Genomic DNA, 11751 nt, shown 5'->3' with positions numbered 1-11751 from the left:
CGCTCTGCGTGTGCTCGGTGGAATCCTTGTGTTGCTCGGCGGCTTCCTGCGCGTGTTGGCTCTCTTGGTTGCTACCGGCGGGTGCCGTCTGCGGCGAGAAGGCAAAGGCCATGGGTGCTACGGCAAACGAGAAGGCAGCCGCGCACAGCACCGATAAAAGCGTTTTCTTATGCGTATTCATGTTCATCGCTCGGATTGGGGGGTGCACGGGGCGCACCAAATGTTGTTCATTCGAAACAAGCAGATATCCGTTGCGAGCGAGGCTTCTTTCCATAGGAGTGTGGAGCGCTCTGCCTAGTCTCTCCAGACCTATCCTTGCGCTCTATCGCTGTACTGAATATGAACATAAAGGCACGGATTCGCGGCGCACTGCAAACTATGATGTGCGTCACGCATTCAACAAAAATCATTCGCAAAAGCGCGCATCTGCTTTCGGAGGGAACCCGTATCCCCGAAAGGGGACAGGGGCAAACAAGGCAATTGAATTCTCTCCGCATCCATTTTCCTTTCAGTATCTCTTCACCCCAAAAAGTGCACTCTGACCCTGAGGTTTCCCCACGAATCTCCTCGTTCAATCAACACGTTGCGCGCTGACTGAAGGAACAGTGCGCGCATGATGCGGTCATTCCTCACGGGTTACGAAGCCAGAGGAAGGCGACCACACCATGCGCGCAACCGAAGTATTTCAAAAGTGCTTGGGCAACGCACTTGGGCCGATGCACGCACTGCGCCGTCGCGTGTTGCTGCGCGCCGTCAAAGCGATGATTGATGGCAGGCGCCTGACACTGATGGACCTGGCGCGTTCATGGCCCGGAGCCGAGCGCATCCGCTCGCCGCTGAAGGCACTGGATCGGTTGTTGGGCAACCATCATCTGCATGCCGAGCGCGAGCACATCTACAAGGCCATGACCCGCTGGTTGGTGCGTACCAAGCAGCCCATCATCGTCATCGATTGGTCGGATCTGAAGTCCGATCGAAGCTGGCATCTGCTGCGCGCGGCAATTCCCGTGGGTGGCCGTACGCTGCCGATCCTGGACATGGTGTTTCCCGGCGGGCAACCGGGCTCACCGAAGGCCGAAAAGCGTTTTCTACAACGCCTGGAGCACGTACTTCCCGATGACGTGCGGCCGATTCTGGTGACCGACGCCGGCTTCCGCGGGCCGTGGTTCCGGGCGGTCGAGGCAATGGGCTGGCAATGGCTGGGACGCTTGCGCAACACCACCTATCTCAAGCCCGTCGAGGTGCCCGATGAACCCGGTGAATGGGTGACGTGCGAGGCCATGTATGCATTGGCAACGCGCAGGCCTCGCGATTTCGGATCGATGGATATCGCGCGAAGCAATCTCCTGACGGCACGTGTGGTGTTACACGCCAAGCCACCCAAAGGCCGCAAACATCGCAATCGGCAAGGCGCGCTGGCGCGCAACTCCAACAGCCGCAAGAACGCGCAACGTGAAAGCGAGCCCTGGCTGCTGGTGGCATCGCCCTCCTTGGCCCAGTGCGCCCCAGCTGATTACGCTGTACGGCCGACGCATGCAGATCGAGCTATCGTTCCGTGATCTGAAGTCCCACCGCTACGAGCAGGGCTTCGAGGACAGTCTCACGCGTAAAGGTGCGCGTATCGAAGTGCTGTTGCTGCTCAGCGCGATGGCCGCCTTTGCCAGCTGGCTCGTGGGCACGGCGTGCGAGAGTTGCGGTATCGACGTTTGGCTTGCGCCATTCCGATCGAGGCGACGCCTCTACTCGGTCATGCGGCTGGGCCGCGAGGCACTCGTGCGACGATGGTCGAGTACGCGCTTGAGCGAACTCATCGATCAGCTACGACACCCCAGCTCACAACTGCTGGATCAACTGGGAGTGCCGGCATGAAAACGTGGGGAAACCTCAGGACCTGACCCCTTAGCTCAAACTCGTAGCTCGCGTTTTACTTATTTCCGGCAGGCGTATTAGTCCTGTGTCCGAGAGGGCACGGTATCAGTCGCCAACACAATCGCGAAGCCAATGCCGATCAGCCCCATGACGGCAATGGACCAAAAGCCGAACGCGGTCATCAGCGGTCCACTGGCAAATGCGCCGATGACGGTCGCCAGTGCCAGCGCTGCGTTGAACAGCCCCATGGCCGCACCTTCACTGAACGACGCCAGTTGCGCTGCCAGCGCTGTTCCCGACACACTCAGGATAGGCCAAGCGACGACGATCAACGCAAAGCCAATCACGGCAAAGGCGATACGATCACTGAGCGGTACGAGAAACGCCAACACCAGAAGCAAAAAGCCGACCAGTCTCAGCCACAGCCCGAACCGGTAGACACGCCCCGCCCCGAATTGCGTAGACCAACGACTGGCGAGCACGAACAGTGCGATGCCCACGGCTGCCGCTAGCGCATAGACAAGCGAGGATAGATGCGAATCCAGCGCATAGCTGTGCGCAAGCATCAGTGGAAAGTAAGTGAAGAATCCGGCCACGCCCAGCGCCAGCATGAACCATGACAGTAGAAAGCGCCCAAAGGGTGTGCCCAATATGAAAGGCAGTCGACGCAGACCGCCCATATTCAACGCATGTAGATGAAAACCAATGCCGGACGGTAGGTTGATGCGTGGAAAGACGGCCAGTGCGCGCACATCAATCAGATGATGCCGGTGTGCACGTTTGCCCGTCTCATGTGGTGACAGACTCGCCAGTGGCAATCCGACCTTGCCTAACACCAGCGCAGGCAACAGAAAGATTGCGGCAAGCCACAAGCCTGCCGAGAACGAGCCATGCGAAAATCCACCGGCCAACAACAGCCCCAGCACCTGACCCGCGCCGTTGAAGCTCTGCAGGATGCCGATACGCGGGTTCCACTCGTTGGCGGGTTCGAAATCCACAATCAGCAGCGAAGCGATCGTGGACGCGCCTGATGAGCCCGCTCCCAACGCAAAGGCGGCCAACATCCAGCCCGAAAGCGAGCGCATGAACGGAAACACCGCGATGGCTACGGCAGCAAGCAGAAAACCGCCTAGGAACAGACTCCGGTACAGTTTGTGCCGCTCGGCCAGCACGCCCCAGAGGGGAGATGTCAGCAAGCCCAGGTCGTAGACGCCCATGACATACGCCACGCTGGACAGTTGATGCGACACGCTCACCATCATCAGCGGCAGCAGTACCGGTACCATGCCCGCGGTCACGATGCCGAGCAGCAGATAGGCAAAATACCAGGGGCGCGTATAGCGCTGCGGTGCCGCCAGCACCTGCCTCAAAAGTCGCAGGGGGTGATTCGAAGTCGGCGGTAAAGGGGCGGCGGAAGCGTCGGACGCGTTGTTCAAAAGCAGGTCCTCGCGGTCACGTTCTTGGGTGTCTGGATAAGGGCACGATTCACAGTATGCAGTCACACATAATACATGCTGGTCAAACCGGACATGATCCGCGGAGGAGGAACGTTCTTCTGCGCACACGGCGCCACAATCGACTCAACGTTCAAACCCGCTAACCCAGCGAGTCGTTGAATAACTACCGATGCAACATTGAACGCCGACCGCGCTCGCTTAAATGGGCGCTTGGAGGGGGCTGAGGTAATTTTGCCAATTTAATTCCATCTGAAGACTCATGGCGGCCGCCCACTGCGCTTGGCGGTACGTTGGAACTACCACGGTCTCAAGGTCGCCCAGCGACGGGAGGCAGCCATGTCACTCTACGCAGGGATCGACCTGCATTCCAAACAGCGTTTTGGCGGTGATGGACGAAGGCGGCAAGCCGGCGACGTCACCCGCCTTCAGTAACGGGACGAAAGAGCCCTTATCTCTGTGCAGCGCAAGCGCGCACCTGGACGGAACCCGCGTTGACCGACGAGTGTTTGGCTGCCAACCAGAACGGTGACTGGCGCGATCCTCGCGCCGAGATGAAACGCAGCGGAAGACGGACCGATGGCTATGTGGCACCGATCTCCCCGAAAACGGGGAGACGGGCGTTTATGGTTCTATTGCCGGGGCGGCGAAATGGTGTCCCCTCGGTTCCCCAGTGCGCCGGCAAACTTGATGCGCAGTGGGCGGGACATGACCTGAAAGCTGAACTCGCAGCCTCGGCAATTCAAGATTCAAGATTCAAGACCTGACCCCTCGGCTCTGTAAAAGCTGAACTCGTAGCCTCGGCAATTAAAGATTCAAGACCTGACCCCTCGGTTTGAGATTCAAGACATGACCCCTCGGCTCTGTAGCGCGCCGCGCGTGATCCAGGCCGGACATGAAAACGCCCCCGGCGGTCATCCAGCGGGGGCGTGGGTTCATCCTCCGGAGGCTGCCAAGCCATCCGGAGGCGAGGTGGAGGATCCTAGCGGGCCCTCGGCGCCTTCTTGATGCCCAGGTTCCAGGCCTGGAAGGCCCACACGTCCGCGTCCTGCTCGATCATCTTGTCGGTGGGCATGTAGGTGTGGCTGGTGCCGCCGGTGGTGTGCAGCAGGATCGGGTTGTCGCAGCCCTGCGCGCGCTGGATCTTGGCCGCGAACTTGAACTCATGGCTGGGCACCACGCGATCATCATCCCACGAGGTGGTGATGTAGGTCGGCGGGTAGCAGGTGCCGGCGTGGATGTTCTGCAGCGGCGAGTACTTGATCAGCCACTGGAACGCCTTCCTGCTGGACGAGCTGCCGTACTCCGGCACCCAGAACGCGCCCCCGGAGAATTTCTGGTAGTGCAGCATGTCCAGCACGCCATGGCCGATGTAGGCGGCGCCGAAAAGCTTCGGGCGTTCGGTCAGCGAGGCGCCGGTCAGCAGGCCGCCGTTGGAGTAGCCCTGGATGGCCAGGCGCTTGCTGGACGTGTAGCCCTTGTGGATCAGGTATTTCGCCGCCCAGGCGAAGTCGTCGAACACGTTCTGCTTCTTGCCGTGCATGCCGGCGTGGTGCCAGGCCTGGCCGTACACGCCGCCGCCGCGCAGGTTGGGCACCGCGTAGACGCCACCCAGTTCCAGCCACACGGGCAGCATCGGGTTGAAGCTCGGGGTGATGGTGATATCGAAACCGCCGTAGCCGTAGAGCACCGTCGGATGCCGGCCATCGAGCTTGATGCCCTTGCGGGCCACGATGAACATCGGCACCTTGGTCCCGTCCTTGGAGCGGTAGAACACCTGGCGGGTCTGGTACTTGCCGGGGTCGAAGTCGACCTTCGGCTTGAACGCGACCACGGTCTTGCCCGTGGCCACGTCGTAACGATAGATCGTGGTCGGGTACAGGAACGAGGAGAAGGCGTAGTAGACCGTCGGCGAGTCGTTGCGCGCGGACAGGCCGCCGACCGAGCCGATGGTTGGCAGTTTCAGGGTTTGCAGGAGCTTGCCTTGGGTGCTGAACACCTTGACCTGGCTTTTGGCGACGACGCGGTAGTTGGCCAGGATCTTGCCGTCGGCCATGGCCGCATTAGCCAGCACGCCCTTGGCCTGCGGCACCACGGTACGCCAGTGTGCGGGACTGGGATCATTGAAATGCGTGGCGACGATCTTGCCGCGCGGCGCATTCAGCGTGGTCTGCAGGTACAGCGTGTTGCCCACGTGGCCGATCGGCTGGTAGGCGGCATTGCCTTTCGGGTACAGCGGCTTGACCTTCGCATCGAGATTGGGCTGGTCGGGGTTGCCCAGGTCTTCGTAGTACAGCGCATTGTTGCTGATGGAATCTTTTTGCACGAACACGTACAGGTAGCGGCCGTCCTCGCTGACGCTGCCCCCAATGAAGGCATGTGGGGAGTTGGGCAGGGCGAAGATCAGCTTGTCGCCCGACTGCGGCGTGCCCAGCGTGTGGTAGTACAGCTTCTGGTGGACCACCGCCTGGCTGATGGCCTTTTCGCCCTTGGGCGGCTCGGGATAGCGCGAGTAGAAGAAACCCTTGCTGTCATGGGTCCAGGACAGGCCTGAGAACTTGACCCAGCGCACCGTGTCGTCCAGTGGGTGCTTGCCCTTGACGTCGAGCACGTGCACGGTGCGCCAGTCCGAGCCGCCGTTGGACAGGCCATAGGCCATGTACTTGCCGTTCGGCGAGGGCGCGATGCTGGCCAGGGCTACGGAACCGTCGGTGGAGAGGCTGTTGGGATCAAGCAGTGCGGTGGCCTTGGCCTTGGGCGAGTCCTGCACGTAGACCACGCTCTGGTTCTGCAGGCCGGAATTGCGGCGGAAGAACAACATGCCGTTGGCGAGCTGGTCGGGCGTGCTTTCCTTGGGGTAGTTCCACAGCTTGGTCAGGCGTTGCTGGATCCATCCGCGCACCGGGATCCCGGCCAGGTAGGCGTCGGTAAGTTTGTTTTCCTCGGCGACCCACTGGTGCAGCGCCTTGCTGCTGAGGTCATCCATCCACTGGTAGGGCGCCGGCACCTTGGTGCCGAAATAGGTGTCGACCGTCGAATGGCGATGAGCCGGGGGATAGGTCAGCGCATTTGGCGGCGCGGCCCATGCCGGCAGGGTCAGGGCCATCGCGGCAAGTCCATACAGTACGCGCAGCGAAACGTTCATCCGGGTGTCCTTGGCGTCGATGATAACCGTTCAAATGTACGAGGCTCGGCGCCACAACTCAACTTGGGAACGCGGCGGCGTCTCAGCGCAACTGGAAGCGGTCCTGGTGGAAGTGGCGCGCATCCAGCCCGTGTTCGATGATATCGCTGCGCAGTGCCTGGCCGAAGGCGAAGGGACCGCAGAACCAGATGCTGGACTCCCGCCAGGCCGGGACTTTTTCGCCGATGTCGCTGGAGCGCAGGCGGTCGTCGCGCCGCGCCAGGTGGACATGCGGGTCAACAAAGTGGACGGAGGCAAGTAAGCCTGTTTAATGACCACGACCCCTTTGGACCCCTTGAGTGCCTTTGGTCTTCATGACCCCAAAAAATGACTCTGCAGCCCTTTTTTGGCGTGTGATAATTTGTCCCTGACTGCGTTTTCTTTAGTTTCAGCGAGGTTTCCATGACCACCATACTCATTACCGGCGCCAATCGCGGTATCGGCTTGGAGATGTGCCGCCAGTGCAAGGCACGTGGCGACACGGTGATCGCGGTGTGCCGCAAACGTTCGAGCGAACTGGATGCCCTCGATGTCGAGATCATCGACTCCGTCGATGTGCGCCAAATCGCGGACCTGCAGGCGCTCCGTCATGCGCTCGACGGCAGGCAAATCGACATCCTGATGCATGTGGCCGGAATCTTGAGCAAGCAGACGCTGGGCGGTATCGACGCCCAGGCCGTGGGGCAGATTCACTTGCAGTTCGATACCAACGCGATTGCACCGCTTCTGGTCACACAGGCCCTGATGGACCTGATCCCGCAGGGTGGCAAGATCGGCATCCTGACCAGCCGCATGGGATCGATCGCCGACAACGACTCCGGGGGCAATTACGGCTACCGTATGTCCAAGGCCGCCGTGAACGCAGCCGGGAAATCGCTGGCCGTGGATCTCAAGCCGCGTGGTATCAGCGTGGCCCTTTTGCATCCCGGATTTGTGCGTACCGACATGACCGGACACCAGGGCCTGATCGACGCCGACGCGTCCGTCCGTGGCCTGCTGGCACGGATCGACGCGCTGACACTGAAAGAGTCCGGCAGCTTCTGGCACCAGAACGGCGAAACACTGCCCTGGTAGGGCCGCGTCTACGCTGATCCAGGATAAATTGTCCCTGCCACCTTTTTTCCTTTTATTTATTCGGTGGCTTGGCGAAACGAAGGTAAGGCAGCTTGATGTCGATGTCGCCAAATCGGCTCCGGGCCTGCTCGTCGTTGAGGCTCAGCCCCACGATCACATCCTGGCCCGGCTGCCAGTTGGCCGGCGTCGCCACGGGCGCGCCATCGGTCGCCTGGACCGCATCCAGTGCCCGCAGGATTTCGGCAAAGTTACGGCCGACCGACATCGGATACGTCATGGTCAGACGGACCTTCTTGTCCGGTCCGATGATGAACACGGTTCGCACCGTGGCGCTGTCCGCAGGCGTGCGGCCATCCGGTAGGTAGGCTTCGGCTGGCAGCATGTCGTAAAGCTTGGCCACCTGCAGCGACGTGTCGTCGATGATCGGGAAATCCGCGGGTGCGCCAGAAAACGCCTCGATATCGCGTTTCCACTTCTGATGATCTTCCACGCTGTCGACCGACACGCCCATCACCTTGGTATGGCGCTTGGCGAACTCGGGCGCGAGCCGGGCAACGGCGCCAAACTCGGTCGTGCAGACCGGGGTAAAGTCTTTCGGATGGGAGAAGAGAATGGCGTAACCGTCCCCTATCCAGTCATGCAGGGTCAGCGTCCCCGCGGTGGAATCAGCCGTGAAATTCGGTGCGATGTCATTAATCCTGAGCGCCATGATCGTTCCTCTTTCAAAGGGAATGACGCAAGGCGTCGCACAAGGAGCCGGACCTTGCCATGAATCCTGCACCGGTCCGTCACTCGCAGACACTTCGCGCCGGGCTTCACAGCATACGCCGATCCCGGTTCGAACCGCGCTCCTATCGAGTGCGAGCGAATGATCTGGAAAAGAGAAGTCGCGATACACATGGCGTCGGTATACCGCCCAGAGAAACAAAGGTCAGACTTCCCTTTCCACCACAACACACCCAACGAAAATTGTCCCTGACACCGTTTCTGTCTTTCCGCCAGCGAGGATGGCAGCCGACTTTTTCAGATCGCCTTCGCTTTGATAGACCCCAGCCAACAGGGTGATCACGACGACATCGTCCGGGGTGATAGCCAGGGCGCGCCGGAGCAGCTCCTTGACTTTGGCATCCTCGTGCAGGCCCAAATAGCTGTACCCGATAGGGTAGAGGTACGCGAGATGACCTTGAGATCGCCGCTATCGGCCAGCTTGGTCAGGATCAGATTCTGCATGCCGTCGGCGAAATATCTGTTGTCCTTGTCTGCGGAAAGATTCTCGAACGGCAGCACGGCGATGGACTTGGCGGGAATGCTGGCCGCTGGCGCGGACGCGGCGACAGAATTGGCAGCGGCGGGCGCGGCCGTGGACGCGATCGCCGCCGGCGACGGCCCTTGTCCGCCGTAATGCCAGATCAGGAACCCGCCGATGGCGAACACCCCGGCCAGGATCAACAGTTCCACGCCCGTCACCCGCTGCTGGCCGCGCTCACCGTGGTACCAGGCCAGCACCAGCGTCACCACGAAACCCAGCGCGATCAGCGCAAAGGCCACGCGCATGATCGCCGACGGTCAGGCGTAGCTTTCGGCGGCCAGATCCAGCATCTGCAACAGTGCCCATGCACCCGCCACGTAGGCCAGCGCCCATTGCACCAGCTTGCGTTGCTTCAGGCGTTGCCACAGGGCGGTCATACGATTCCCGCTCACGGTTCACCGATCAGCGCAATGGCTTTTGCGCGGACCTCTGAAAGCTCCGCTGGCGCAGCCTTGCCTTTGCGAACCGCTTTGCGCACAACCCAATCGAGACTCTTGACCTGATCCGCGAGTGCAGCGCCGGCACGCTTGCCGGCAACGCGCACCTCGAACGGGTAACCCTTGATGCGCGTCGTCATCGGGCAGCACAACATCAGACCGGTCTTGCCGTTGTACGCCGATGGACTCAGTACCAGCGCCGGCCGCTGTCCGGCATGCACATGTCCAGACTGCGGATCGAATTGCAACCACACGATATCACCCGCGTCAGGGACGTAACGGCGCGCCATCAAAGCGCTTCCTGGCCCACCGCGGGCCCGAAGTCCGCTGCGTCCTGGAGATTTTCCGCGGTGATGGCGTCGACGAGTCGGGCAAGCTTGTATGCGCGTGGCGCCAAGGGCGATATGACGATCCGCCCGTCTTCGGCACGCACTTCCACCGGATCGTCCGGGCGCAAGCGCAGCGATTTCATGATCGACGCCGGAATGCGCACGGCGGCGCTGTTGCCCCATTTCTTGACGATGACGTGCATTCGTCGCTCCTGAAGTATCTACTTTGTAGATACTAGGCTGACCTGCGCTCAGGTGCAAGAGCACACCTGGACGGAATCCGCGTTGACCGATGAGTGTTTGGTTCAAAACCAGAAGGGTGTCTGGCGCGATCCTCGCGCCGAGAGGAAACGCAGCGGAAGTCGGACCGATGGCTACGTGGCACCGATCTCCCCGGCAACGGGGAGACGGGAGGTTATGGTTCTATTGACGGGGGCGGCGAAATGGCGTCTCCTTTTCCGAGGGCGTCGATTTACTCGGTCCATGACCCGGAGGACGAGCGCCCAAGTGGGTGGCGGGGTATTGTGGGCGATCTCCCTCCCTCCGCTTTTTCGTTTGTTCTACCCAAGGTTAGGAACGGGACCAGACGCACTTTACAAAAGTTCAGCGCCCCGATTCAAACGTGCGTATGTGTCCCTGGAACCGTTGTGATCCTATTTAATTCCCTCCGTCCCATTTTTCCGCTGGGCGACGTTGAAACCGTGGTAGTTCCAACGTACCGCCAAGCGCAGAGGGCGGCGACATGAGTCTTCAGAGTCATTGATTTCCTCTGTTCAGAACGGAACGTCATCGTCTGACTGGTTCGCCGAGCTCTTGGTGACTACCGGTTCAATGCCACGCGCTGTGAGAAGGGCATTCAGTTCGTCGAGTGCCTCCCCAGCCATGAGCACCGCCGAGGCCGATGCTGACTCCTTGAGCTTCTGGAGATGGCCTTTCGGTAGATTTTTGATTGAGGCTAGCTTTCGTATCTTGAAAATCGCCTCGGCCTCCGACTTCGACTGAAGTGTGGTCTCGGTCAAGCACGACAGCATGCGTGCTCTTGTTTTCGGGGATTTGGCGAGAATCCGAAACAGTTCATCAGCGATATCGCCGACAGACTTACCGTTGGCATTCAGCCCTTGGAACTTGGAGATGAATCCGTAGGGGTTGATCCCACGCATGATCGGAATGACAAGCACACCGCGCCCAAATGCGACGCCGACTTCCTGATCGGTCCAACTGCTCTCCTTGAATCCCCGCATCAGGATTGCAGCAAGTGCATCCATGGAGAAGAGACCAGCTTCGATCTCGTCTTGCCACTCACGCGTCGGCTCAATGTCTACGTGGGCCACGAACGCCGATATACCGAATTTCCGCAACGCCGTTTGTAGTTGACCGGTAGTCGACTTGAACGCAGACAGGTGGCTTAGAAATAGCTTGAAGTGAAAAGGCTCCCAGAAGGTCGCTTCTAGTGTTCGCCCCGGGTCGGCAACTATCTGGTTGTGCGGAACCCCTAACTCATCGGCGATTCGAAGAACAATCGAATCTGCCTCGTCGCCGAGCAACTCTTTGGAGTAGACCCACTTACTATTGACTCCAGAAGTCGGCTTCATCGTGTCAACTCCGTAAGCCTTGAGGTAGGTATCGATTTCACCGTAGCTCATCCGACTCTGCAGCTCGCGACCAATGCGATCAACAAGTTCAAGGCGTTCGAGGACTTTCATAATGTAGTTGCGGCACTTAACTAAAATTCGGTTGGAGACTGCAATTTCAATTCTTCCATCTATTTTACAGCAGGCGATTTTCCCGAATGCACAAGCTCTTCTAATCAAATCCCGAAAAAATGTCTACACAAACATAGACTCGAAATCTAATCTTTGGACACCTGTTGGCAGCCCCTCAATACAAAAAAGGGCGGCATCTCTGCCGCCCTTTTTTGTCATCTCAGCTCACCGAAGTGCACCCCTCACCCACACTTCGAATACCCACAATTCAAACAAGTCTGACAATTATCCATCAACACCAACGCCTTGGTATTGCACTTGCTGCACAGACTCGCACTCGGCGGAAACCCGCCGCCCGAGACCGACTCGTCGTCGCTGTCGTCGTCCGCCTC

The 11751-nt window shown here is 59.8% G+C and carries 12 protein-coding genes and 2 pseudogenes; 3 read left to right on the top strand and 11 right to left on the bottom strand.

The window, feature by feature from the left end; translation table 11 throughout:
• A partial coding sequence (locus PF446_RS02080) for a hypothetical protein (RefSeq protein WP_298069207.1) occupies nt 1–181 on the bottom strand: 181 nt, incomplete at its 3' end.
• 484 nt (nt 182–665) lie between these two features.
• Between PF446_RS02080 and PF446_RS02075 the strand changes: the two are divergent.
• Nucleotides 666–1869: pseudogene (locus PF446_RS02075) on the top strand (IS4 family transposase).
• Nucleotides 1870–1946: 77 nt separating this feature from the next.
• Here the strand turns inward: PF446_RS02075 and PF446_RS02070 are convergent.
• Together PF446_RS02070 and PF446_RS02065 are read right to left on the bottom strand one after the other, a co-directional pair.
• On the bottom strand, nt 1947–3434 hold the full coding sequence (locus PF446_RS02070) for an MFS transporter (protein WP_298069205.1): 1488 nt from the start codon (nt 3432–3434) through the stop codon (nt 1947–1949).
• Nucleotides 3435–4305: 871 nt separating this feature from the next.
• The gene (locus PF446_RS02065; RefSeq protein WP_298069203.1) at nt 4306–6468 is read right to left on the bottom strand and encodes a prolyl oligopeptidase family serine peptidase; all 2163 of its coding nucleotides are present in this window, start codon (nt 6466–6468) and stop codon (nt 4306–4308) included.
• Nucleotides 6469–6574: 106 nt separating this feature from the next.
• On the opposite strand from PF446_RS02065, the gene PF446_RS02060 reads away from it, so the two are divergent.
• Together PF446_RS02060 and PF446_RS02055 are read left to right on the top strand one after the other, a co-directional pair.
• Nucleotides 6575–6769 (top strand): hypothetical protein, encoded by a 195-nt coding sequence (locus PF446_RS02060; protein ID WP_298069200.1) that lies wholly within the window; start codon nt 6575–6577, stop codon nt 6767–6769.
• A gap of 140 nt (nt 6770–6909) precedes the next feature.
• On the top strand, nt 6910–7581 hold the full coding sequence (locus PF446_RS02055) for an SDR family oxidoreductase (protein WP_298069198.1): 672 nt from the start codon (nt 6910–6912) through the stop codon (nt 7579–7581).
• A 52-nt stretch (nt 7582–7633) separates the two neighbouring features.
• Here the strand turns inward: PF446_RS02055 and PF446_RS02050 are convergent, their stop codons facing one another.
• The 8 genes and pseudogenes from PF446_RS02050 to PF446_RS02015 form a co-directional block, all read right to left on the bottom strand.
• Complete coding sequence (locus PF446_RS02050) at nt 7634–8290, bottom strand: peroxiredoxin (protein ID WP_298069196.1); 657 nt, start codon at nt 8288–8290, stop codon at nt 7634–7636.
• A gap of 222 nt (nt 8291–8512) precedes the next feature.
• Nucleotides 8513–8650, bottom strand: a complete 138-nt coding sequence (locus tag PF446_RS02045) for a hypothetical protein (protein ID WP_298069194.1) — start codon at nt 8648–8650, stop codon at nt 8513–8515.
• Nucleotides 8647–9129 (bottom strand): hypothetical protein, encoded by a 483-nt coding sequence (locus PF446_RS02040; protein ID WP_298069192.1) that lies wholly within the window; start codon nt 9127–9129, stop codon nt 8647–8649. Before PF446_RS02040 ends, PF446_RS02045 begins: the two co-directional genes overlap by 4 nt.
• An 18-nt stretch (nt 9130–9147) precedes the next feature.
• Nucleotides 9148–9282 (bottom strand): hypothetical protein, encoded by a 135-nt coding sequence (locus tag PF446_RS02035; protein WP_298069190.1) that lies wholly within the window; start codon nt 9280–9282, stop codon nt 9148–9150.
• Nucleotides 9279–9617 (bottom strand): endoribonuclease MazF, encoded by a 339-nt coding sequence (gene mazF, locus PF446_RS02030; protein ID WP_298069188.1) that lies wholly within the window; start codon nt 9615–9617, stop codon nt 9279–9281. Before mazF ends, PF446_RS02035 begins: the two co-directional genes overlap by 4 nt.
• Nucleotides 9617–9859 (bottom strand): AbrB/MazE/SpoVT family DNA-binding domain-containing protein, encoded by a 243-nt coding sequence (locus PF446_RS02025; protein ID WP_298069186.1) that lies wholly within the window; start codon nt 9857–9859, stop codon nt 9617–9619. The genes mazF and PF446_RS02025 overlap by 1 nt, the downstream gene beginning before the upstream one ends.
• A gap of 570 nt (nt 9860–10429) precedes the next feature.
• Nucleotides 10430–11359: a toll/interleukin-1 receptor domain-containing protein gene (locus PF446_RS02020; RefSeq protein WP_298069184.1), complete on the bottom strand. Its 930-nt coding sequence runs from the start codon at nt 11357–11359 to the stop codon at nt 10430–10432.
• A gap of 242 nt (nt 11360–11601) precedes the next feature.
• Nucleotides 11602–11751, bottom strand: a pseudogene (locus PF446_RS02015) (NrdJb); the annotation flags it as partial.

The sequence above is a fragment of the Oleiagrimonas sp. genome (assembly GCF_027858935.1).
In the GTDB taxonomy this organism is placed as follows: Bacteria; Pseudomonadota; Gammaproteobacteria; order Xanthomonadales; family Rhodanobacteraceae; genus Oleiagrimonas.
The sequence above is the reverse complement of the archived record's forward strand: the minus strand, read 5'-3'. Positions and strand labels throughout refer to the sequence as shown.

Bases quoted from the DNA above. Each gene is read 5' to 3' on its own strand.
- PF446_RS02065 (WP_298069203.1), bottom strand. From the start codon at position 6,468: ATGAACGTTTCGCTGCGCGTACTGTATGGACTTGCCGCGATGGCCCTG.
- PF446_RS02055 (WP_298069198.1), top strand. From the start codon at position 6,910: ATGACCACCATACTCATTACCGGCGCCAATCGCGGTATCGGCTTGGAG.
- PF446_RS02050 (WP_298069196.1), bottom strand. From the start codon at position 8,290: ATGGCGCTCAGGATTAATGACATCGCACCGAATTTCACGGCTGATTCC.
- mazF (WP_298069188.1), bottom strand. From the start codon at position 9,617: ATGGCGCGCCGTTACGTCCCTGACGCGGGTGATATCGTGTGGTTGCAA.
- PF446_RS02025 (WP_298069186.1), bottom strand. From the start codon at position 9,859: ATGCACGTCATCGTCAAGAAATGGGGCAACAGCGCCGCCGTGCGCATT.
- PF446_RS02020 (WP_298069184.1), bottom strand. From the start codon at position 11,359: ATGAAAGTCCTCGAACGCCTTGAACTTGTTGATCGCATTGGTCGCGAG.